At 32.3% G+C, this 25556-nt stretch carries 16 protein-coding genes, 4 tRNA genes and 3 rRNA genes; 19 read left to right on the forward strand and 4 right to left on the reverse strand.

What is annotated here, in order from left to right; genetic code table 11:
- Positions 1–230 precede the first annotated feature (230 nt).
- On the reverse strand, positions 231–2573 hold the full coding sequence (locus M2214_RS01495) for a sensor histidine kinase (RefSeq protein ID WP_248482003.1): 2343 nt from the start codon (positions 2571–2573) through the stop codon (positions 231–233).
- A gap of 269 nt (positions 2574–2842) precedes the next feature.
- On the opposite strand from M2214_RS01495, the gene M2214_RS01500 reads away from it, so the two are divergent.
- The 8 genes from M2214_RS01500 (at position 2843) to M2214_RS01535 (ending at position 10876) form a co-directional block, all read left to right on the forward strand.
- The gene (locus tag M2214_RS01500) at positions 2843–3313 is read left to right on the forward strand and encodes a DUF456 domain-containing protein (protein WP_248482004.1); all 471 of its coding nucleotides are present in this window, start codon (positions 2843–2845) and stop codon (positions 3311–3313) included.
- A gap of 191 nt (positions 3314–3504) precedes the next feature.
- Positions 3505–5673 (forward strand): DNA helicase PcrA, encoded by a 2169-nt coding sequence (pcrA, locus tag M2214_RS01505; protein WP_248482006.1) that lies wholly within the window; start codon positions 3505–3507, stop codon positions 5671–5673.
- 26 nt (positions 5674–5699) lie between these two features.
- Positions 5700–6998, forward strand: coding sequence for a M18 family aminopeptidase (locus M2214_RS01510; protein WP_248482008.1), 1299 nt, complete (start codon positions 5700–5702; stop codon positions 6996–6998).
- 52 nt (positions 6999–7050) lie between these two features.
- A complete protein-coding gene (locus tag M2214_RS01515; protein WP_248482010.1) occupies positions 7051–7851 on the forward strand; it encodes a patatin-like phospholipase family protein in 801 nt (266 codons plus the stop codon).
- Between the two features lie 81 nt (positions 7852–7932).
- Entirely contained in the window at positions 7933–8523 is a 591-nt protein-coding gene (locus M2214_RS01520; protein WP_248482012.1) for an AAA family ATPase, read from the forward strand.
- 112 nt (positions 8524–8635) lie between these two features.
- Entirely contained in the window at positions 8636–9253 is a 618-nt protein-coding gene (locus tag M2214_RS01525; protein ID WP_248482014.1) for a metallophosphoesterase, read from the forward strand.
- A 16-nt stretch (positions 9254–9269) separates the two neighbouring features.
- Entirely contained in the window at positions 9270–10283 is a 1014-nt protein-coding gene (locus tag M2214_RS01530) for a hypothetical protein (RefSeq protein WP_248482016.1), read from the forward strand.
- A 71-nt stretch (positions 10284–10354) separates the two neighbouring features.
- Positions 10355–10876, forward strand: coding sequence for a peptidylprolyl isomerase (locus M2214_RS01535; protein WP_248482018.1), 522 nt, complete (start codon positions 10355–10357; stop codon positions 10874–10876).
- 29 nt (positions 10877–10905) lie between these two features.
- On the opposite strand, the gene M2214_RS01540 is transcribed toward M2214_RS01535, so the two are convergent.
- The gene (locus M2214_RS01540) at positions 10906–12501 is read right to left on the reverse strand and encodes a putative manganese-dependent inorganic diphosphatase (RefSeq protein ID WP_248482027.1); all 1596 of its coding nucleotides are present in this window, start codon (positions 12499–12501) and stop codon (positions 10906–10908) included.
- Between the two features lie 74 nt (positions 12502–12575).
- Between M2214_RS01540 and M2214_RS01545 the strand changes: the two genes are divergently transcribed.
- The 11 genes from M2214_RS01545 (at position 12576) to M2214_RS01595 (ending at position 22597) form a co-directional block, all read left to right on the forward strand.
- Positions 12576–13160 carry a DUF4230 domain-containing protein gene (locus M2214_RS01545; RefSeq protein ID WP_248482028.1) on the forward strand — a complete coding sequence of 195 codons (585 nt, stop codon included), beginning with the start codon at positions 12576–12578 and terminating at the stop codon, positions 13158–13160.
- 99 nt (positions 13161–13259) lie between these two features.
- Positions 13260–15020: a M3 family oligoendopeptidase gene (locus M2214_RS01550; protein WP_248482030.1), complete on the forward strand. Its 1761-nt coding sequence runs from the start codon at positions 13260–13262 to the stop codon at positions 15018–15020.
- A 530-nt stretch (positions 15021–15550) separates the two neighbouring features.
- Positions 15551–17065: ribosomal RNA gene (locus M2214_RS01555) — 16S ribosomal RNA — on the forward strand.
- Positions 17066–17197: 132 nt separating this feature from the next.
- Positions 17198–19593, forward strand: a 23S ribosomal RNA gene (locus M2214_RS01560).
- A gap of 36 nt (positions 19594–19629) precedes the next feature.
- Positions 19630–19704, forward strand: a tRNA-Thr gene (locus M2214_RS01565).
- A 6-nt stretch (positions 19705–19710) separates the two neighbouring features.
- Positions 19711–19796, forward strand: a tRNA-Tyr gene (locus M2214_RS01570).
- Between the two features lie 8 nt (positions 19797–19804).
- A tRNA-Ile gene (locus tag M2214_RS01575) sits at positions 19805–19881 on the forward strand.
- Between the two features lie 9 nt (positions 19882–19890).
- A tRNA-Phe gene (locus tag M2214_RS01580) sits at positions 19891–19966 on the forward strand.
- A 15-nt stretch (positions 19967–19981) separates the two neighbouring features.
- Positions 19982–20098, forward strand: a 5S ribosomal RNA gene (gene rrf, locus M2214_RS01585).
- Together the 16S, 23S and 5S rRNA genes with 4 tRNA genes alongside form the textbook arrangement of a ribosomal RNA operon.
- 411 nt (positions 20099–20509) lie before the next feature.
- Entirely contained in the window at positions 20510–21499 is a 990-nt protein-coding gene (locus M2214_RS01590) for an ornithine cyclodeaminase family protein (RefSeq protein ID WP_248482032.1), read from the forward strand.
- Positions 21500–21664: 165 nt separating this feature from the next.
- Entirely contained in the window at positions 21665–22597 is a 933-nt protein-coding gene (locus tag M2214_RS01595) for a DMT family transporter (protein ID WP_248482035.1), read from the forward strand.
- A 42-nt stretch (positions 22598–22639) separates the two neighbouring features.
- On the opposite strand, the gene cdr is transcribed toward M2214_RS01595, so the two are convergent.
- Positions 22640–25108, reverse strand: a complete 2469-nt coding sequence (gene cdr, locus M2214_RS01600; protein ID WP_248482037.1) for a CoA-disulfide reductase — start codon at positions 25106–25108, stop codon at positions 22640–22642.
- 63 nt (positions 25109–25171) lie between these two features.
- Positions 25172–25456 (reverse strand): ArsR/SmtB family transcription factor, encoded by a 285-nt coding sequence (locus tag M2214_RS01605; RefSeq protein ID WP_248482049.1) that lies wholly within the window; start codon positions 25454–25456, stop codon positions 25172–25174.
- Positions 25457–25556 lie beyond the last annotated feature (100 nt).

A 25556-nucleotide genomic window follows, 5' to 3' on the forward strand; every position in this document is an offset into this window, starting at 1 on the left:
TGAATTTAAAATATCGTTGCATTCGCGGTGTTTTTATAGAAAGTTTTGATAACCCACAGAGTATAAAAAAGAACCTAGATTTTATTTGTACGAAATCTAGGTTCTTTTTACGCTTAAGGAAATTGTGGATAACATTGATGAAAGAGCTACACTTACAACTATTTTTGAGCAACGGAGCCCGTAGAGATCGTTGGCGACATGAGTCAGTGCGTAGCGGCTAGACGAATTTTTTATATAGAGTATATATCTGAAAACTCTATATTTATTTTTTCTATATACTTGTCTTTTATATAAACTGTATCTATTTCAGTTATATCATCTACAGTAGTTACAGGAAGCTTTATTATGAATTCGCTTCCGTGTCCATAATCACTTTTAACATCTATAGAACCATTATGCATGTCTATTAGAGACTTTACTAGAGAGAGACCTATACCGCTTCCTTCTGTGTTTCTAGTTAGAGATTTATCAACTTGTCTAAATCTATCAAATATTATTTCCAACTTATCATTTGGAATACCAATTCCTGTATCCTTTATAGATATGGTTACATATTCTGCTTCAGCTAGCAAATTAACTATAATAGAATCTCCTGAATCTGTGAACTTAATGGCATTAGAAAGGAGATTAAGAATAATTCTTTCTATTGCATTTGGATCTACAGCTATTATTTTTTCCTCAACATTTGTATCAAATATTAAAGATATTTCCTTATTATTTATATATTCGCTTACAGATAGAGTTATATTTTCTACAAGGCTGACTATATTATGATTTTGAAGTTCTATATTGAAATACCCACAGTCTAGCTTTGTTATATCTATCAAATTATTTACTAGCCTTAGCATTCTATAACAGTTTTGTTTTAATATGTTTATATGATGTATTGTATTTTTGTGTTTAGACAATAATTGACTGTTTATTAAATTACTTTCTAGTAATTGAGTGATAGAAAAAATCAAATTAAGAGGAGTTTTGAGCTCGTGAGATAAATTTGAAAAAAATTCGGTTTTTAATTTATCGTATTCAAGAGCCTGTTTTAGCCTTTTCTCTTCTTCTAATACTTTTTCTCTAAGCTTTTCAGCTTTTCTTTTTTCTCTTAAATCATTGACTATTGTAAGTGAATAACTTTTATTGTCAAGAAGAGGGTAAGAACAAACTTCTATATCTATAAATTCTCCATCAGCTGTTATACCTAATTCTTCTATATAAGGTGAGTATATATTTTTCTTTTGATCCTCTAACCTTTGTTTTACTTTTTCATGAAAATCTTTATGTATATAGTCATATAAAGATTTATTTTTTATAGATTCTTGATCTTTAATTTTAAATAGTTTACGTACAGTAGAATTAGTAAATATTATATTACCATTGTTATGAACTAATATTCCAAATGGTAAAAACTCGATTAAATTTTTATATTCTTCTTGGCTTGATTTAAGTATTTTCTGGAGTTTCTTTATTTTATTTATATTGATTAGAAGTATGCATATTACCAAAATCAAAAATAGTATTATATAAACGACAAATGTATACACAGTATTTTTAGATATATTATAGAAGCTAGACGGTTTCCCTATTATTTCAGATCGATAAGGTAAATTATCTATAAAAATAGTAAATCTTTGTAATTGATCATAATTAAATTGATATCTATTTTTCATTGAAAACCTATGAATACTATAGTTTGGATTGTTAATTATTTTTGATGCAAATTCTCCTGTAGACTTGCCTAGTTCAAATGCATCACATAAAGGACCTCCTACTATTCCGCTATTTATCATTGTACTCCAAAAACTATATATTGGAATATGTGTATTTTTTGAAGTATATTTAATTAAATTATATAAAGAATAAATATCATCAGAATTAGTTTTAAAATCTGTTAGAAGAACAAGAGCTGTATCGGAAGATAGATGATTTATCTTATCAAGTACTTTGTCGACATTAGATTCGTAATAAATAACTATATCTATGTTTTTTGATGAATAATACTTTTTTTGATCTTCAAGTAATTTTATGTAGTGATGACTTAGTAAATCTGGGTTAACTGGTATGAATATTTTACTATTTGGGTGAAGTTTATTTACCAAATATAATTCTTTCTTGATATCTATTGGTTGTTCAAGCACATAATATCTTTCATTAGAATTTATTTTATTTAATATACTGGGTTCGTTTATTCCGCAAAAAAGTATAGGTGAGTCTGCAAATAATTTATTGTTATATTTTTCGAAGAAATAATAAGCATCCTCGTCAGTAACTATTACAATATCAAATTTATATTTTTTGAATTTAGATTTATACAAGTTGTAAAGCGTATCAAAATATTCATCATCATTGTTTATGTGAATATCCATATTTTCTATATGAATTATATTAGTTTGGCAATTTAAACTTGAATAAATACCTTTAACAATATTGTTAGTATAATCATTTGATGAATTTTGAGAATTAACAATCAATATATGGTTTGCTTTTTCTTCTCCAAATGAGAAAGAATCAAATAAATACAATGTATTTATTAATAAGATTGATATAAAAAAACATATAAATTTATTTCTATTTGTCATAAAAAAATCTCCTTTTGTGTTAAAAAATACATGAATATACATTTCTACATAAAAAAATATATACCTCCGATGAAAAAAGTATGATTTTGTCGATTACACATAAAATTTTCACCATATTATAAATAGTTAAGACTTATAAATTAAAGGGAACAAAATATGATATTATTTCATTGATAGAAATTTTTATCTAAAAGCTAAAGATTCACTTGAGTAAAAAGTCCATGTGAATTAAGTTTTGCTTTATAGAAAATAAATAAAGGGGTGATACTGTGCTAGCTATAGCGATAATTCTGATGGTTATTGGGATGATAGGTATTTTTATACCAGGTATTCCTGGAAACGGATTGATTTTCTTATCAACTCTGCTATATGGTATTTTTACAAAATTTGAAGAAATAAGTGTTATTATGATTGTAATTTTTGGAGTTCTTACAATTGCAGCTTTTATGTTGGATTATATATCAAGTGTGATGGGTGCAAAAAAATTTGGGGCTACAAAAGCAGGAATTATTGGAGGAATTCTAGGTGGGTTTGTTGGCTTATTTATATTTAACATAATAGGACTATTAATAGGACAGTTTTTTGGAACGCTTATTGGAGAATTATACTATGGAAAAGAGTTGAAATTATCAATGAAATCTGGAGTTGGTTCATTGATTGGATATATTGCAGGAGTAGCTATTAATACAACTATTGGACTTACGATAATTGTATTATTTTTATTAAAAGTTTTGATATAATAGAATAGGAAAGATTTAATAAATAAACTTATAAAAGATGTAGCTTTTAAATTTGTATATACTCCTGTATATATGATAAAATAATATAATGAGCAAAAATTAAAACCTATAGAAAATTGTCTATAGGTTTTTTCAACTTAATGCAAATTTTTTACTTGATATATACAAACTTACTTGAAGGGAGAAATTAAATGGATTTATCTACATTGAATGATATGCAAAGAAAAGCAGTACTTAAAACGGACGGTGCACTACTTCTTTTAGCTGGTGCGGGGTCTGGAAAGACAAGAGTTTTAACTTATAGAATAGCACATCTTATAAATGATTTAGAAGTACATCCTTCTAATATACTGGCAATTACATTCACTAATAAGGCTGCTAATGAGATGAGGGAAAGAGTAGAGGGAATAATAGGATCAGATGCACAGAATATGTGGATAAGTACATTTCACTCGTGTTGCGTTAGAATACTTAGAAAAGATATAGACAAGATAGGATATACAAGAAGCTTTGTTATATACGATAGATCGGATCAGATGACACTTATGAAGGATTGTATAAAAGAGCTTAACATAAATGACAAAATGTATGAAGCAAAAACTGTACTGGGCCATATATCTGATGCTAAGGATAAGATGATAAATTCAAAGAGATTTAAAGAAATTCACCAAAATGATTTCAGAATGAGTAATATTGCAAAAGTTTACTCTTTATATCAAGAAAGACTTATGAGAAACAATGCTCTTGATTTTGATGATCTTATAATGAAGGCTATTGAGATACTTGAGAATAATGAAGGTGTTTTAGATTTTTATCAAAGAAAGTTCAGATATATAATGGTTGATGAGTACCAAGATACGAATAGGGCACAGTATAAGCTTGTAAATATGCTGGCTAAAAGACATGGTAACTTATGTGTTGTTGGTGATGATGATCAATCTATATACGGTTGGAGAGGTGCAGATATAAAGAATATACTTGAGTTTGAAAAAGATTATGAAGATGCACTAGTTGTAAAGCTTGAGCAAAATTATAGATCAACTCAAACTATACTTGATGCTGCTAATAAGGTTATAGCTAATAATATAACTAGAAAAGATAAGAAGTTATGGACGGAGAGCTGTTTAGGAGATAGAATAAGAACTTTTAAATCAAGAGATGAAAGAGAAGAAGGAGATTTTATAGCTCATAGTATAAAAAAATTAAATAACGACAAAGGTATAGAGTATAGAGAATGTGCTATCCTTTATAGAACTAATGCCCAATCACGTGCTCTAGAGGAAGCTTTGATAAAGCAAAATATAAAGTATAAGATATTTGGTGGTATAAAATTCTACGAGAGAAAAGAGATAAAGGATCTGATAGCTTATTTAAGAATAATACAAAATCCTGTAGATGATATTTCTCTTAAGAGAATAATAAATGTTCCAAAGAGAGGTATAGGACTTAGAACTCTTGAAAAAATAGAAGATGTTGCTCTTTTAAAGAAGGAGAGCATGTACCTTTCTTTATATGATGCTGATAATATAGACGTATCTACTAGAGTTAAAAGTAAGCTAAGAGAGTTTACAACTTTAATATCATCTCTTAGTGCTATGAAGGATGTATATTCTGTAACTAAGCTTATAGAAAAGGTTCTAGAGAACACAGGATATATAAAAGAGCTTGAAAAGGATGATAGCATAGAGAATCAAACTAGAATAGAGAATTTAAAGGAATTTTTATCTGTTGCTATGGAATTTGAAAAAACAAGTGAAGAGAAGGATTTAGAAACATTCTTAGCTACTATATCTCTTATATCTGATATGGATGCTTCTGATGAAGATGATGACTATGTTTCTTTAATGACTCTACACAGTGCTAAGGGACTTGAGTTTCCAGTAGTATTTTTAGCAGGGCTTGAAGAAGGCATATTCCCTATAAGTAGAGCTTTAACTGATGAGATAGAGCTTGAGGAAGAGAGAAGACTTTGCTATGTTGGAATTACAAGAGCTATGAAGACTTTATATATGACGTATGCATCTTCAAGAACTATATACGGAAAGACTAACTATTCTAGGATATCAAGATTTATAGGAGAACTTCCTAAAGATTGCTTAAAAAGTCTTAATAAGAATGAGCCGGAGAATAAGATACTTAAAAAACAGAACAGCTTAGTTGAAAAATACAAGCAAAGACATATGGAAAAAGAAACTAAGAGTGTAGATAATAATAATGTAAGTCTTGGATCAAAGGTTAAACATCCAACATTTGGAACGGGAACAGTTGTAGCAAAGAATGGCTCTACTGTTAGTATAGCTTTTGAGAATAAAGGGGTTAAGAGCATTAACTTAGATTATGTAAAGTTAAATATAATATAAAACAAATAAAAAAGGTGGTATTGAATATGAGAGAAAAAGAATTTGCTAAGGATCTTATAGATTATGCTTATAAGGGGGCTAGTTCTTTTCATGCTGTTAAGACTAGTGCTGATATTTTAGAAAAAGAAGGATTTAAGGAGTTAAAGTTAACTGATAAGTGGGAGATTAAAAAGGGTGGCAAGTACTTTGTGACTAAGAATTCTTCAGCTCTTGTAGCTTTTGAGATAAACTCTGATAATGTTGATGAGGAAGGGTTTAGAATAATAGCATCTCATAGTGATGCCCCTTGCTTTAGAATAAAGCCAAGTCCTGAAATGGTAAGTGAGAAGGTTTACTTAAAATTAAATACTGAAGTTTATGGAGGTCCAATTCTTAACACATGGATGGATAGACCTTTAGCTATTGCAGGAAGAGTTGCTGTTAAAAGCGATAATTTATTAAAGCCAAGAGAAGTACTTGTTAATATAAATAAGCCTATATGTATTATTCCGAATCTTGCTATACATATGAATAGAGATGTAAACAAAGGTGTTGAACTAAATAAGCAAACAGATATGCTTCCGCTTGTTTCGATAGTAAATGAAAGCTTAGAAAAAGATGATATTTTATTAAAAGAGATAAGTAAAGAAATTGGTTTGCCTTGTGATGATATACTAGATTTTGATTTATTCTTATATGAATATGAAAAGGGATATTTAGTAGGACTTGATGAGGAATTTATTTCGTCCGCTAGGTTGGATAACTTAGCTATGGCTCATTCAAGCCTACATGCATTAATAAATTCAAACAATTCAAAAGGAATAAATGTATTTGTTATGTTTGACAATGAGGAGATAGGAAGCTCTACAAAACAAGGTGCAGATTCTAATATGTTAAAGAATATACTTGAGAGAATAACTATATCTTTAAATAAAAATAGAGAAGAATTCTTTACAAGTATATATAACTCTTTCATAATATCAGCTGATATGGCTCATCCTGTTCATCCTAATAGAGGTGAAAAGCATGATCCTACTAATAGACCGGTAATAAATAAAGGGCCTGTTATAAAGATAAATGCCAACCAAAAATATACAAGTGATAGCTATTCAATAGCTGTATACGAAGGTATATGTAAAGAAGCGGGAGTACCTTGTCAAAAATTTGTAAATAGATCAGACCAAGCTGGTGGATCTACTATAGGACCGATATCATCTACTCATCTAGATATAAATAGCGTAGATATAGGAACATCTATACTTGCTATGCACTCTGTCAGAGAACTCGGAGGAGTAAATGATCACTACTATGCATATAAGAGTTTTATGAAATTTTATGAAGTATAAAATATAGCCGCTTTAAGCGGCTATATAAATTTTTTTGCTAGGGGTGATTTATATGTTAGGAGTTTGTTTACCTGGAGGAGGAGCAAAAGGAGCTTTTGCGGCAGGCGTTATATATGGACTTTATGAAAAAGGTGTCAAATTTGATATAGTAACTGGGACTTCCGTTGGAGCTGTTAATGGATACTTTATATACACAGAAAATGTTAGAAAACTCAAAGAATTGTGGATAAATATTGATGACAATGAATTAGTAAATCAAAAAATCTGTGGAAAAGTCGTAGATAATTCACAACTTATAAACAATTTGAATAATTTAGATGAGAATATAGAATATAATACAGATCTTTATGTTAATTATGTAAATGTCAAAGATAATAAGCTAAGAGAAATAGTTACAAATGTTAAAGGGTATAATAAGCAGTTGGCTTTGTCTTACATAAAGTATAGTTCTCTTCTTCCTTGTAAGGTAGACGAGGAAGTATCCTTTGAGCAATTTATAAATAAATTTGACTCAAAAGAAGTATTTGATACATTCAAACAAGATGTATTAAATAGCGAATATGAAGGATACAACTTAGATGGAGGAATACTAAATAATAACTTACTATCTCCATTTATATATAAAAAAGTGAATAAACTATTTATAATAGCTCTTAGAAAAGGATATGTAATACCGGAGTATATATTAGAGCATTATAATAAAGAAGATATTGTAGTAATAGAACCAGATACAGATATGAAGCCTAATGATACACTTAGATTCGAAAAAGAATTCTGCAAAGACTTATTCTATGAAGGTTACAAGAAAGCAACAAATGATGAACGAAATTATTGGAAATATCAAAAAGTTTAGGGGATTTTGTTGAATTACTAGAAAAAAACTAGTATACTATATTAGTCGTCTCAAAAAAATGAAATTATGGAGTGAGTAAAGATGGCTAAGAGAATTGCAGTTTTAGGTGGACCAAGATGTGGAAAAACAACTTTAATACAACATCTTTATGTAGAAATGAAGATAGCAGGACTTAATACAGGATATGCACTTGAATATTCAACTGAGTACTTAAGAGATAAAGGAATGATTGAATCTATATCAGAACAGTATGGTATATATTTAGGGCAAAAGAGATTAGAAGATAAGCTTAACGAGTTTGACTATGCTCTTACTGACTATGCAACATTCGTACCTTATATCTATGGAAGATTTATGCTTGGAAATAAAAAGAGAACTAAAAAAGAAACTGAAATATTAAAAGATCTATACTGTTTAGCGTTAGAAGATATACCTAAATACGATCACATAATATATCTACCGAGAGAATTCGGATACGTTCAAGATGGAGTAAGATGGCAAGATGAAGAAATAGCAAAGAAAGTAGATGACGCCATACTTACATTCTTAAAAGCAGAAAATGTTGATTATATAGAAGTTAGTGGAAGTACTAAGGAAAGAGCTAAGGAAATATTAAAAATATTAGATTTAGAATATATAGAAACAAAAGAATTATGTGCTGATGTAAAATAAGCTACCTATTTTAAATAGGTAGTTTTTTTATTACAAAAAAAAACTAAATTTTGAAAATTAAAAAAATATAAAGTATAATTTAAGTAAATACATAAGTATAAGGAATGATTTAATGGAAAAACTTAAAGTTGTTTTAAATAGATCAATAGGGAAAGTTTATGTTCCGAAACATATCAGAAATAGAACAGAAGAAGTGATACTTCACATATCCGATACACCTTATAGCTTTTTTTATACTTTAAAAAATTTAATTAAAAAAATAAATCCAGAATACATAATTCATACAGGTGATTTAGTAGATAATATAAAACTTGAATTCTGTCATTATTCTCTATATAGGTATAGCAAAAGGGTTGAAGTTTTAATAGATATATTATCAAAATCTAATGCAAAGAAAATATATGTATGTTTAGGTAATCATGATAAAAAAGAGACACTACAGGAGATATCAGATAAGATAGAAATAATAGATAAAAGTGAAAATTTAAGTATAAAGAATTTAAAACTCAGAATGAGTCATTATTCAGATGAAATAATAAAAGATCCTCAAGAATATAATTTATATGGTCACAATCTACAAATGAAAAATACAATAGATAATGGAAAAACATACTTAAATGGAATTCAAAGTATAAATATTATATATACAGACACAAAAAAAGTTGAATACTTAGCTTATCCGTTTGGGATAGATGACGAGAGACTTAGAAAGGGGAAAATAGGGCTATAAGGAAGGAGATGATACCATGTTTTCTATGGTTAGAAGAGGACCAAAATCATTAATAATTGAAAGTAATAATGTATTGGGGGTAAAAAGATACTTTGCTAAGCAATTAAATGCATCTAGAAAATGCGATTTAACATCTGCTTTTCAAGAAGCTAATGAAGAGTGTACGATAATATTTATAGTAGAAAAAGCTAAAAATATTGTAAAATCAAATGAATGCTTAGATATATTTATTATTCAAGAAGAGCCAGATGTAATATTATGTAATGTACTAAATAATGATGTTAAAGAATATATAACATATTCAAGAATTGCTCCTAGAATAATATTCATGAGAGTATTCGGGGATTTAAATAAGATAATAGAAAAAATAGAAGAAGATAACAAAGAAAGCTATGTTAAGGGAGACGTTATAAATATACTAGAAAATTATAATGATAAAGGAACAGTAGTAGCCTTTACAGATAAGCCTCTTAGAAAAACATTTAATGTAGCTGATATATATAAAGAGGCACTTTATATAGAAGAAAAATATTCAACACTTATAAAAAAAATGAGAACAGATGCATTAAGATATCTAAATGCTGGACTTGATAATAAAGATTGGTATGAAATAGAAATTAAGATATATGATAGATATGGAGCTTATGAGCTTCATTATGATAGATTATTAAAGATACTAGAGGGATTAGAACTTGGAGTTATACTTGGAGAATCTTGGACTAAAGACTATCCTAGATTATTCATGGCTGTTGGCGTATATAGAGTTAGATTTTTCACTTTCTATGATCCAAAATATATTAAAAAGATCTTAGTAGGAGCTGAATTTTTAGAATGTGGAACGAGAATTGTAGATTATGATGTTTACTATAATAGGAAAAAAATAAACTGGACTGATGTAATAGAGGATAATTTAAAATCTAAGAATTTACTATCAGAAAAATATAGAAAAGAAATATTAAATAAAATACAAAAAAGTGATTTAAATGATATAAAATCTTTAGAAAAAGAAATAATTAAAACTAGAACCTAAAAATTTGATATAATTATGTAGTCACAATTGTAAAATTACATAACTATATTTAAAAAGAGAGGAAGATACAAATGGAAAAGAACCCAATAGTTACAATTGAAATGGAAAATGGAAATATAATTAAGGCTGAGCTTTATCCTAATATAGCTCCTAATACTGTAAACAACTTTATATCTTTAATTAAAAAAGGACACTATGATGGAGTTATATTCCATAGAGTAATACCTGGATTTATGGTTCAAGGAGGATGCCCTGAAGGGACTGGAATGGGCGGTCCTGGATACTCTATAAAAGGTGAGTTTACTCAAAATGGACATACAAATAATTTAAAGCATGAAAGAGGAGTTCTTTCTATGGCTAGAACTATGAACCCTAATTCAGCTGGATCTCAATTCTTTATAATGGTTGCAAGATCACCTCATCTTGACAATCAATATGCTTCTTTTGGAAGAGTTACTGAGGGGATGGAAGAAGTTGATAGAATAGTATCAGTAGATACAGATTATTCTGATAAGCCTCATGAAGATCAAAGAATGAAAAAAGTTACAGTGGATACATTCGGAGTTGAATACCCAGAAGTAGAAAAAATGTAATAAAAAAACCAGCCATTGGCTGGTTTTTTCTATTTAGAAGCTTTTATAGCTTTAGTTAAATTAGGTACTAATTGTTTCTTTCTAGAAACTACTCCATCAACAAACACACCTTGAGAAGCTTCTACGTTAAATGCTTCAGATATTAACTTATCTTCACTCTTGTATATTAAATAAGATCCTTCTTTTATTATATCTGTAATAGCTAAAACACATAAATCATATTCTGTATCATTTATATAATTTAAGAATTCATCTTTTTTGTTAAATATAGAGTCTACATCTAAAGTGAATACTTGACCTATACCTGTCTTTAATCCTTCAAGATTGAACTCTTTAAAGTCCATATTAACTATTTCTTTTATTGAGAATCCATCAAGAGAAGTTCCGTATTTGAACATGTCCATAGCGTATTTTTCAATATCTAGATTTAAAATCTTATTAAGATTTTCAACTGCAGCTTTATCTACAGCGGTAGTTGTAGGTGATCTGAATAAAAGAGTATCTGATAATATACCAGATATAAGAACTCCTGCAATCTCAAAAGGTATTTCTATATTATTCTCTTTGAACATAGTATAAACTATAGTACATGTGCTTCCAACAGTCATATTTCTAAAGTTAATAGGAGCAGCTGTAGATATCCCACCTATCTTATGGTGATCTATGATTTCAAGAAGTTCAGCTTGATCTAATCCATCAACGCTTTGAGCCTCTTCATTATGATCAACTAATATAACTTGCTTTTTCTTAGGATTTAAAAGATGGTCTCTTCCTAAGAATCCTAAGAATAAGTTGTTAGAATCGATAACAGGGTAATGTCTATAAGGAGTATGTAATATGTCCTCCTTTACATCATCTACATAATCACATTCTTTAAATTTAACTACATCAGAGTTCATTATAGATGATACAAAGTTACATTGATGTATCAATTTTGAAGTAGAGTAAGTATCGTTTGGAACTTTTACTACAGATACATTATTTTCTTTAGCTAGGTTTAAGTATTTTTCAGGTATTTCATTGTCGCCAGTTAATATTATTAATTGAACCTTAGATTCAATAGCATGCTCTATAACATCATATCTGTCTCCAACTAGTATTATGTCCTTGTCAGATAGAGTTCCTTGGATTGTCTTATAATAAAAAGCTATTATAGATAATTTTCCGTTTACAACATCATTACAATTTACAAGTATATCACCATTTAAATCAGAAGATATATTTGAAAGAGTTGTATTTAAGGAATCTATGTTTCCTGTTACAAGATTCATAGCTATGTCCTTCATAGTTATTATTCCAAGTAATTTACTATTATCACCAACTATAGGAAGAGTTTTTAGGTTAGATTTCTCCATAGTTTGATAAGCCGATAAAATTGAAGAATTAGGATTTACTCCTGATATTTTATCGTAATTTAAATCCTTAACCTGATTTTTAACATCATTTATAAAAGTAGGATGTGGTAAATTAAAGTAGTTAAGAACGAATTCAGCCTCTTTTCTTATATCTCCTAGAACACATGGCTTTGTATCTAAGCCTAATTTATTTTTAAGATGAGAAAATGCTATAGCAGAAGTAACTGAATCAGTATCTGGATTTTTATGACCAAATATTAAAGTTGACATTGATATTTCTCCTTTCTATGTTTATTATTATATTAAATCTTCAAAACATTATTATATCAAAAGGAGAGGGTAATTTGATAGATAAAAATGATAAAAATAAAATTTTGATGATTCTTTTTGCCATATTTATATTATTTACAATTTTAACGAGTGGAAACATATTAAAGCTAAATAAAGAAAAAGATTCTACTACTATATTAGGTAAAATATCTCAAATACAAGAACTATCTGTTAATAAATATTATTATACAAATATAGTCTCTTTTAAACAGAATAAAAAGATAAAGGATTTAGAAATTCCTTTTACTCAAAAATCATTTTTAATAAAATATGATGGAGTAATAAGAACAGGAATAGATTTAAATAATGTAAAAATAATTGAAAATAAGAATAACAATATAAAATTAAAAATAAAAAAAGCGGAGATATTAGGTCATACAATAGATGAAAAAAATATATATGTGTATGACGAAAAAACCTCTTTATTTAATAAACTTCAAATTAAAGATGTATTCACAGAAATAAGCAAAGAAAAAAAGAGTATAGAAGAAAAAATGATAAAAGAAGGTTTTTTAGAAGAATCAAATAAGAATACAGAAAGATTATTAGAAAATATATTAATGGGACTTGGATATGAGAATATACAAATAGTTTATTAAATTAACAAAGCTTAGCTTATTAAAAAATGAATAAAATTTTAGATATATAAACAAAATAAAAAGTATAGGTTTTGTAGATTATAAATGAGGAGGATTTTTATGGATCAGGTTTGGAGTTTAGATGATATATACAAGTCGTTTGATAGTGATGAATTCAAAAGTGATTTAGATAAATTCTATAAATGTATAGAAGATATAAATAAGTGGAGTTATGAAAATTTAAGTTCTTATGATGATTGTAAGAAGATAGAATATATACTTAGTAATTACAATGATTTTTTTGATTTGTTTATGAAATTAATATCGTATGCTCAACTTACATTAAGTGCAGATGCCAGAAATAAGAAAGCCCTTAGTATGGTTGAAAAACTCGAAAAAGATGTGACTCAAATAACTAGTTCAAAAGTTAAGTTTGAAAAATATATAGGAGAAATAGATGATATAGAGACTTTGATAAACTCTTCGAACATAATGAAAGAATATGTTTTTTATATTCAAGAATTGAGAAATAAATATGAGTACTTACTTACAGAAAAAGAAGAAATGAGCATAGCCAAGATGAAAAATACAGGGTCTGATTCTTGGACTAAGCTACAAGAATTATTGACTTCTACTTTAATGGTCGATATAGATGAAGATGGTGAAACCAAAAAGAAGCCTCTTTCTGTTGTAAGAAGTATGGCTTATGATAAAGATCAAAATATTAGGGAAAAAGCTTATAAAGCAGAAATTAAATCCTACAAGAAAATAGAAGAATCATCTGCAGCAGCCCTTAACAGCATAAAAGGAGAGGCTATAACATTATGCAAACTAAGAGGATATGATAGTGTCCTTCAGAAGACATTGATAGATTCTCGATTAGATGAAAAAATATTAAGTACCCTAATCGATGCAATAAAAGAAAGCCTGCCTATGTTTAGAAAGTTTTATGATAAAAAAGCTAAAATGCTTGGGCATAATAAACTTCCATTTTATGATTTATTTGCGCCAGTAGGTGAATTTGATAAACAATATACTTATGAAGAAGCTAGAGATTATATAGTTAAAAACTTTAATACATTTAGTGATGAACTTGCTAACTTTGCAGATAATGCATTTCAAAATAATTGGATAGATGCAACGCCTAGGGAAGGAAAAAGAGGTGGAGCATTTTGTGAAAATATACATGCTGTAAAACAAAGTAGAATATTATCAAATTTTACAGGGAACTTTAATGATGTAGTAACACTTGCACATGAGCTTGGGCATGCATATCACGATTATTGCCTTAAGGACGAAAAGTATCTTAATAGCAAATATCCTATGCCTATAGCAGAAACTGCATCAATATTCTGTGAGACCATAGTCAAAAAGGCAGCCATGGAGGAATTAGAAGAGGATAAACTTGTAACTGTATTAGAAAATGATATATCAGATAATGCTCAAGTAATAGTAGATATATACAGCAGATTTTTATTTGAAAGTGAGCTTATCAAAAAAAGAGAAGAAGGGTCTTTATCAGTTGAAGAACTAAAAGAAATTATGATAAAAGCACAAAAAAATTCATATGGAGATGGATTGGATGAAAATTATCTTCATCCATATATGTGGGCATGCAAGCCCCATTATTATTATGCAGATGAGAATTTCTATAATTTCCCTTATGCGTTTGGCCTTTTGTTTTCAAAAGGACTTTATAATATGTATTTGAATGAAAAAGAGAGCTTTGTAGATAAATACAATGAACTTTTGTCTATAACAGGTAGAAAAAATATAAAAGAAATAGGAAAGTTTATAGGGATAGATCTTGAAGATATAAAATTTTGGAGAGGTTCTATTAAGGTTATAGAAGAAGATATAAATAAATTTATAAAAATATGAATAAAATGATGTACAAATGCAGATTATAAATAACATCAAATATATAATGATTAGTATGTATATGTATCAGTATTACTAAATACTGTTCATATATATTTTTTTATTATTATAAGTTTGACATAAATAGTAATGACTAATTATTGCAATAAAGAACTTATAATAATTAAACTATATTATTATGCTTAGATAAATTTTCATAAAAATTAGCAATGGAAACTGATTTTTAATTTGACTAAGCATATAAAAATAGTTGCGAACCTAATCATTATATATTTGTTTTTTTACGTTTAAATACATTTTTAGAGCTATATATACAAAAATATATAAAAAACAATAAAAAATATTAAAAAAGTGTTGACGAAATGTTTTAAAGGTGATATATTATTACTTGTCCTCGACAACGAGGCAAGCGAGAAACACATGAACACAACATATGAACTTTGAAAATTAAACAGTAGGTTATAAATAAATCACAACAGTGATTTTCGGAAACAACACATAAAGTCAGTTTACTGAGTACTGACAAACTTTTATTTAAGAGTTTGATCCTGGCTCAGGATGAACGCTGGCGGCGTGCCTAACACATGCAAGTCGAGCGGAGATTAAAAAGCTTGCTTTTTAATCTTAGCGGCGGACGGGTGAGTAACGCGTGGGTAACCTGCCCTATACACACGGATAACATATCGAAAGATATGCTAATACGAGATAATACATTTTTAAGGCATCTTAGAAATGTCAAAGCGTTAGCGGTATAGGATGGACCCGCGTCCCATTAGCTAGTTGGTGAGGTAAAAGCTTACCAAGGCGACGATGGGTAGCCGACCTGAGAGGGTGATCGGCCACACTGGAACTGAGACACGGTCCAGACTCCTACGGGAGGCAGCAGTGGGGAATATTGCACAATGGGGGAAACCCTGATGCAGCAACGCCGCGTGAGCGATGAAGGCCTTCGGGTCGTAAAGCTCTGTCCTAAGGGAAGATAATGACGGTACCTTAGGAGGAAGCCCCGGCTAACTACGTGCCAGCAGCCGCGGTAATACGTAGGGGGCAAGCGTTATCCGGAATTACTGGGCGTAAAGGGTGCGTAGGCGGCCTTGTAAGTCAGAAGTGAAAGGCTACGGCTCAACCGTAGTAAGCTTTTGAAACTGCAGGGCTTGAGTGCAGGAGAGGAGAGTAGAATTCCTAGTGTAGCGGTGAAATGCGTAGATATTAGGAGGAATACCAGTTGCGAAGGCGGCTCTCTGGACTGTAACTGACGCTGAGGCACGAAAGCGTGGGGAGCGAACAGGATTAGATACCCTGGTAGTCCACGCCGTAAACGATGAGTGCTAGGTGTCGGGGGTTACCCCCTCGGTGCCGCAGCTAACGCATTAAGCACTCCGCCTGGGGAGTACGCTCGCAAGAGTGAAACTCAAAGGAATTGACGGGGACCCGCACAAGTAGCGGAGCATGTGGTTTAATTCGAAGCAACGCGAAGAACCTTACCTAAGCTTGACATCCCTCAGACCGCTTCTTAATCGAAGCTTTCCCTTCGGGGACTGAGGTGACAGGTGGTGCATGGTTGTCGTCAGCTCGTGTCGTGAGATGTTGGGTTAAGTCCCGCAACGAGCGCAACCCTTATCTTTAGTTGCCAGCATTTTGGATGGGCACTCTAGAGAGACTGCCGAGGATAACTCGGAGGAAGGTGGGGATGACGTCAAATCATCATGCCCCTTATGCTTAGGGCTACACACGTGCTACAATGGCTAGTACAGAGAGTTGCGAAACCGCGAGGTCAAGCTAATCTCTTAAAGCTAGTCTCAGTTCGGATTGCAGGCTGAAACTCGCCTGCATGAAGCTGGAGTTACTAGTAATCGCGAATCAGAATGTCGCGGTGAATGCGTTCCCGGGTCTTGTACACACCGCCCGTCACACCACGGAAGTTGGGGGCGCCCGAAGTCAGATATCCAACCGCAAGGAGGAATCTGCCGAAGGTGAAATCAATGACTGGGGTGAAGTCGTAACAAGGTAGCCGTATCGGAAGGTGCGGCTGGATCACCTCCTTTCTAAGGAGAAATAACCTACTGTTTAATTTTGAGGGTTTATTCCTCAAAATTAGTACTTTGACTGGCGGAATTTTTAATTCGTTGGCGACGTACTTTAGTACTTTGAAAATTGAACAGATTTAAATAAATTTAGGTTAAGTTATTAAGGGCGTAGGGCGGATGCCTTGGCACCAAGAGCCGATGAAGGACGTGGTAAGCTGCGATAAGCTTCGGGGAGATGCAAGCAATCTTTGATCCGGAGATTTCCGAATGGGGAAACCCACCTAGAGTAATGTCTAGGTATCCTTAGATGAATACATAGTCTAAGGAGGGGAACCGAGGGAACTGAAACATCTAAGTACCTCGAGGAAGAGAAAGAAAAATCGATTCCCTAAGTAGCGGCGAGCGAAAGGGGAAGAGCCCAAACCTATGAAGTTTTCTTCATAGGGGTTGCGGATATGCTCACAAGAAAGAGGTATTGTAGTTGAAGAGGTTTGGAAAGACCCACCATAGAAGGTAATAGTCCTGTAGATTAAACAAGAAGACTTTCGAGCATACTCCAGAGTACCACGGGACACGTGAAACCCTGTGGGAAGCTGGGGGGACCACCCCCCAAGGCTAAATACTTCTTGGTGACCGATAGCGTATAGTACCGTGAGGGAAAGGTGAAAAGAACCCCGGAAGGGGAGTGAAATAGAACCTGAAACCCTATGCCTACAAGCTGTGGGAGCACATTTTTAGTGTGACCGCGTACTTTTTGTAGAACGGGCCAACGAGTTACGATAAGTAGCAAGGTTAAGGACTTAGGGTCTGGAGCCGTAGCGAAAGCGAGTCTTAACTGGGCGATTCAGTTACTTGTCGTAGACCCGAAACCGAGCGACCTACCCATGGCCAGGATGAAGCGAAAGTAAAATTTCGTGGAGGTCCGAACCCACGCACGTTGAAAAGTGCGGGGATGAGCTGTGGGTAGAGGTGAAATTCCAATCGAGCTCGGAGATAGCTGGTTCTCCCCGAAATAGCTTTAGGGCTAGCCTCAAGCTTAGAGATGAGGAGGTAGAGATCCTACGGGCCGAAAACCCAAGGTTTCCTGAGGAAGGTTCGTCCGCTCAGGGTTAGTCGGGACCTAAGCCGAGGCCGAAAGGCGTAGGTGATGGACAACAGGTTGAGATTCCTGTACTACCGATAATCGTTTGAAGAATGGGGTGACGCAGAAGGATAGGCTATCCTACTATTGGATATGTAGGTCCAAGCATTAAGGGAGCATTGATAGGCAAATCCGTCAGTGCAATCCTGAGGTGTGATGGGGAGCGAAATTTAAGTAGCGAAGTAGTCGATTTCATGCTGCCAAGAAAAGCCTCTACTGAGATTAAGAGAACTTTTGTTAAGGAACTCGGCAAAATGACCCCGTAACTTAGGGATAAGGGGTGCCTCATTAGGGTGTATGCCCGAAGAGGCCGCAGAGAATAGGCCCAAGCGACTGTTTACCAAAAACATAGGTTTCTGCTAAGTCGAAAGACGATGTATAGGAGCTGACGCCTGCCCGGTGCTGGAAGGTTAAGGGGATGTGTTAGACTAAGGTCGAAGCATTGAACTTAAGCCCCAGTAAACGGCGGCCGTAACTATAACGGTCCTAAGGTAGCGAAATTCCTTGTCGGGTAAGTTCCGACCCGCACGAAAGGCGTAACGATTTGGGCACTGTCTCAACAAAAGACTCGGTGAAATTGTAATTCCGGTGAAGATGCCGGATACCTGCGACAGGACGGAAAGACCCCATGGAGCTTTACTGTAGCCTGGCATTGGATTTCGATATTACAGGATAGGTGGGAGACTGAGATACGAGAACGCCAGTTTTCGTGGAGTCATCCTTGGGATACCACCCTTGTAATATTGAGATTCTAACCATAGACCATGAATCTGGTCTTGGGACACTGTCAGGTGGACAGTTTGACTGGGGCGGTCGCCTCCCAAAATGTAACGGAGGCGCCCAAAGGTTCCCTCAGCACGGTCGGAAATCGTGCGAAGAGTGCAAAGGCAAAAGGGAGCTTGATTGCAAGACATACAGGTCGAGCAAGGACGAAAGTCGGGCTTAGTGATCCGGTGGTTCCGCGTGGAAGGGCCATCGCTCAACGGATAAAAGCTACCCTGGGGATAACAGGCTTATCTCCCCCAAGAGTCCACATCGACGGGGAGGTTTGGCACCTCGATGTCGGCTCATCACATCCTGGGGCTGTAGTAGGTCCCAAGGGTTGGGCTGTTCGCCCATTAAAGTGGTACGCGAGCTGGGTTCAGAACGTCGTGAGACAGTTCGGTCCCTATCCGTCGCAGGCGTAGGAAATTTGAGAGGAGCTGTCCTTAGTACGAGAGGACCGGGATGGACATACCTCTGGTGCACCAGTTGTCACGCCAGTGGCATAGCTGGGTAGCTATGTATGGAATGGATAAGCGCTGAAAGCATCTAAGCGCGAAGCCAACCTCAAGATAAGATTTAGTTCAGTTGGTTAGAATGCCAGCCTGTCACGCTGGAGGTCGAGGGTTCGAGTCCCTTCCAGGTCGCCAAAAAAATACTTTTAAAATAAATAATATACGCTAGTGTGGCTCAACGGTAGAGCAGCTGACTTGTAATCAGCAGGTTGTAGGTTCGATTCCTATCACTAGCTCCAAAATATGGAGGGGTTCCCGAGTTGGCCAAAGGGGGCAGACTGTAAATCTGTTAGCATCGCTTTCACTGGTTCGAATCCAGTCCCCTCCACCAAAAAAAGTGGGCCTTTAGCTCAGTTGGTTAGAGCGCCCGGCTCATAACCGGTAGGTCTGGGGTTCGAGTCCCTGAAGGCCCACCACTTTTTTTTGCCCAGATAGCTCAGTCGGTAGAGCAGGGGACTGAAAATCCCCGTGTCGGTGGTTCGATTCCGCCTCTGGGCACCAAAATTAAAAAGATTATGTGGTTATTATAGCAAGGAGGATACACCTGTTCCCATTCCGAACACAGAAGTTAAGCTCCTTAGCGCCGATGGTACTTGGGGGGCAGCCCCCTGGGAGAGTAGGACGTAGCCACGTAATTTTTTTTTATACAATTTTTTATTGGGTAATATAAAGATGGTTATTTAAACACCGTGAATACATTAAATAGATTTATAAAACTAAGCATTGTATATTTAAACAATACAACACAAGTTTTGTTTAAATCTATTTAAAAGATTCACTAACATTTAAATGACCATCTTTTTTAGTATGTAAATATATCAATAGACACAACGATTAAATAAAAACTTACGTTATTGATTGAAGAGAGTAAGAAATAAAAAATAATACTAAGGATGATTCTTATAAAATATACTTAATAAATTGATTTTAATAAAGGAATCAGAACCATAAAACAAATATTTTAATGAAAATAGTGTTTACTTATTTCTAATGTAGTGTTATTTTAAAATAGATGATTATATTACATAATATGGAGGAGATAGAATGCTTTTATTAAACAAACAAGATATAGACAAGGTATTTAGTATGGGAGACGCAATAGAAGCAGATAAAAGAGCATTTGAGATTTTTTCAAATAGTGAGAGCATAGTTCCTTTAAGAACTAAACTAGAAAATAAAAAGAACAATGGTATAAATTTATTTATGCCAGCATATGCTGAAAGTTTAGATAATGCAGGAATAAAGATAGTATCTATATTTCCTGACAATGCAAGTAAAAATAAGCCAGTAGTACCTGCTAGCATGATACTTATTGACAATATAACAGGCGAAGTTAATTGTATATTAGACGGAACTTATTTAACACAGCTTAGAACAGGGGCGGCTTCTGGAGCTGCAACAGATATATTGGCTAGAAAAGATAGTAAGGTAGGAGCTTTATTTGGAACAGGAGGACAAGCTTATAAACAGCTTGAGGCTGTCCTTGAAGCTAGGGAATTAGAAGTAGTTAAGGTATATGGAAGAAATAAAGAGAAGACTCAAAAATTTATAGATGAAATGAAAGAAAAGTTGTCTAAATATAAAACTCAAATTATAGCGGCTAAGGATGCGGATGATGCGGTTATTGATGCAGATATAATAACACTAGCTACATCTTCAAATAAGCCTGTATTCAACGGTAAACTCGTAAAAAAAGGTACACATATAAATGGAATAGGTTCATTTACACCACAAATGCAGGAAATGGATGAATATATAATATCAAATGCTGATAAACTATATGTCGATTCAGTTGATGCTTGTCTTGAAGAAGCAGGTGATATAATAATACCTTTAAATAAGGGATTGATAGAAAAAGATAAAATCAGCGGTGAATTAGGACAAGTTATAAATGAAACTATTAAAGGAAGAGAGAATGATGAAGAAATAACTATATTCAAAAGTGTTGGAATAGCAGTTCAAGATATAGTTACAGCTAATAAAATATATCAAAAAGCTATCGAATTAGGCATTGGATCAAAGGTAGATATGTAAAAATTATATAATATTTAAACAAAAATAATGCTTATTAAAATGATGCTACTGCAATAATGTTTAATAAGCATTATTTTTTAATATGGAAAAATTTACATTAAGACTTGCATAATAAAATGCTATAAACTATAATCTAATAATATTGAAGTATTAGGGGGGAGTAAGGTGAAAGATGTTTTAGAAAAGAATAATAAGTTAGATAACTACCTCATGATAATAGCAACTGTATTTTGGTCAGGTGCATTTATTGCAGGAAAATTTTCTGTAGCTGAGTTTCCAGTATTTTCGCTGACATTTTTCAGATTTTTCTTTGCAGTTATTACAACATTCGCAATTATAATTAAAAAAGGTGATAATTACAAGATTGAAAAAACTGATATATTTTTATTTATTCAATTAGGAATAATAGGTATGGTTGGATATCATGTATTTTTCTTTTTAGCACTTAAGTATACTACGGCTGTAAATTCTTCGTTAATAGCAGCTACAAACCCTATAATAACTACTGTTTTGGCATTCGTATTTTTTAAAGAAAATATAAAGCCAAAGAACATAATATCTATACTGGCATCATTTTTAGGAGTAACTCTCATAATAACAGATGGAGATTTAAAATTATTGGCTAATTTCCATTTTAATATAGGAGATCTACTTATGATAATTGCAGTTGTATGTTGGGCTATATATTCTGTAATATCTAAAAAAGCTCTTAAAAAGTATAAGCCTATAATAGTTACAAGCTATAGTTTTTTGGTATGTGTAATATCGCTGATTCCATTTGTTATAATGGAGAAACCTTGGGTTTATCTACCAAATACTAGCATGAAAGGTTGGATGTCAGTTCTTTACATGTCTATATTTGCATCGGTGATAGGATATTCAATACAACAAGTATCTATAAAAAAAATAGGTGCTAGTAAAACGTCTTTATATATAAACTTGGTACCTGTATTTTCTATGATACTAGCATATTTTATATTGGGAGAGAGCATAAGTATTATAAAATTAGTATCAGCTGTTCTTATAATATCAGGAGTATTATTAAATACAGGTGTTAGTATAAAAAAAGTAGAAAAAGAAAGTGAACAAAAAAACTGATTACTAAAAGTAATCAGTTTTTTTGTTATTAAAGTGAATTTTTTATATGAATAGATTTAATCCAGAATCTTCAGCTGCACCAAGATAGCTTGCAACTCCTCCTATTTCAACTCCATCTATAAATTCTTCTTCTTTAAGACCCATAACATCCATAGACATAGAACAAGCTACTATTTTAACACCTAAATCCATGGCATTTTTCATTAAAGTCTCAAGTGAGTCAACATTTTTCTTTGCCATAACATGATTTATCATTTTAGGACCCATACCACCCATTTGCATCTTAGATAAAGGAAGCTTAGAAGGACCTTTTGGCATCATCATGCTAAACATTTTTTCAAGAGTATCTTTTTCAACATTAGGAGCATCATGCTTTCTTAGAACATTTAATCCCCAGAATGTAAAGAACATAGTAACTTTTTTACCCATAGAAGCTGCTCCAGTAGCTATTATAAACGAAGCAATAGCCTTATCTAAATCACCACTAAATACAACCATAGTAGCTCCATCTTTTGTTTCAGTTAGCATACTAGAATCATTTAGTCTATTTAAATTACCGCTTTGACCTTTTTGGATTAAAGCTTTAAATGAGTTGTTTTCAAAATCAGATTTTAAAAGAGTATTTCCAGTTTTATCACACCAAGAAGCAATATCTTTTGCAAATCCAGGATCACTTGCACTTATTTCTAAAACTTCTCCATCTTTCATATTTTCTATATTTTGATATACCTTCATAATAGGTCCTGGACACTGAAGTCCACAAGCATTTAATGATACAGTAGGTTTTATTTCCATAAGGCAATCCTCCTCTATATTAGTTGTTCCAGAATCTGTAACACCACAGTCACAACTACTAGAAGAACTTGGCTCAAATACTGATGAATAAGTCTTATAACCTCCATCTAGGTTTTTAACTTTGTATCCATGTTGGGATAATATTCTACAAGCTAGATATCCTCTAAGTCCAACTTGGCAAGTTATATATACCTCTTTATTTTTAGGTATTTCATCAAGCCTATTTCTTATTTCTCCTAAAGGTATATTTATAGAACCTTTTATATATCCCATATCTCTTTCAATTGCCTCACGAACATCTATTAAAAGACCTCCGTTTTCAACTATTTTATCTATTTCATCCCAATAAACTACATCAACCAAGCCTTCAATTATATTAGAAGCAACATATCCAGCCATATTAACAGGATCTTTAGCTGATGAATAAGGTGGAGCATATGAAAGTTCTAAATCTGGAAGATCTAAAACATTAAGACCACCCTTAATAGCAGTAGCTATAACATCTATACGCTTATCAATTCCATCATATCCCACAGCTTGAGCACCGAATATTTTACCATTAGTTGGATCAAATATTAATTTTAAAGATACAGGAAATGCTCCAGGATAATATCCAGCATGAGAATTTGGATGTACATGTATAGCCTTGTATTTAACACCTAGTTTTTTCAAAGTTTTTTCATTATTACCTGTTGAAGCAACTGTCATATCAAATACTTTTGCTATAGATGTTCCTAAAGTTCCATTGTATTTAACATTTCTGCCCATTATGTGATCTGCTGTAAGTCTTCCTTGTCTATTAGCAGGCCAAGCTAAAGGAATCATAGTTGGCTTTTTATTTATATAATCTTTAACTTCTATAGCATCACCAATAGCATATATGCTTTTGTCAGAAGTTCTAAGTGTATCATCTACCTTTATTGTTCCACGTTCACCGATATCAAGACCTGCATCTTTTGCAAGTGAGCTTTCAGGTCTAACACCTATTGATAGTATAATCATATCTGTATCTATTGTCTTACCGCTTGAAAGTACGATTTGTTTTCCGTTGTTTTTAAACTCCTTAACTCCATCTTCAAGAATTAAATTCACACCTTTATCTTTTATATGAGAGTGAAGAATACTAGCCATCTCATAGTCAACTGGAGCCATTATTTGATTACTCATTTCAACTAAAGTAACCTGAACACCTCTATCGTGAAGATTTTCTGCCATTTCAATACCTATAAATCCTCCACCTACAACAACTGCTTTTTTAGGATGGTTATTATCTACAAAATTTTTGATACTGTCAGTATCAGGTATATTTCTAAGAGTAAATAAATTTTTAGCATCATCTATACCTTCAATTGGAGGTTTAATTGGACTAGCACCAGGAGATAACACTAATACATCGTAACTTTCTTCATAAGATTCATCAGTTCTTAAATTTTTAACTGTAATAGTTTTATCTAATCTATTTATCTTCACAACTTCACTTAAATTTCTAATATCCATATTGAATTTCTTAGACATACCTTCAACAGTTTGAACAAGTAGAGCATCTCTTTCAGTTATAGTTTCCCCTATATAATAAGGAAGACCACAATTTGCAAAAGAAATATACTCTCCTCTTTCAAACATAATAATTTCAGCATTCTCATCTAATCTTCTAAGTCTTGCAGCAGTAGAAGCACCTCCTGCAACTCCTCCAACTATAACTATCTTCTTGCTCATATTAAACCTCCTTCAATATTTATATATTAAAATATTATGATATAAATTTCAAAAAAAGACATATTAAAATAATGCCTTTATTATATTCTTAACTTTATCATTTGATACACTATAAATTATCTCAAGGCCATTTCTATCTCCCTTTATTATACCTGCTGATTTCAACTTTGAAACATGTTGGGATATAGTTGATTGTGGCATATCAAGACAATTTTGCATATTAGATACATTACTAGAGCCTGCCTCCAAAAGACCTTTAACTATACAAAGCCTTACTGGATGAGCTAATGCTTTTAAAAGCTCTGAGTACTCATCAAATAATTCTGGGTTAGTTTTATAATTCTCCATGACTTCCTCCTGTAGTACGTTATATTATAATATTACGATATTAATATATATTTGTCAATCTATATTTGTTACTATAGATATTATTACCAAAACACATTAT

The sequence above is a fragment of the Tepidibacter aestuarii genome, from assembly GCF_934924865.1.
Classification (GTDB): Bacteria; Bacillota; Clostridia; order Peptostreptococcales; family Peptostreptococcaceae; genus Tepidibacter_A; species Tepidibacter_A aestuarii.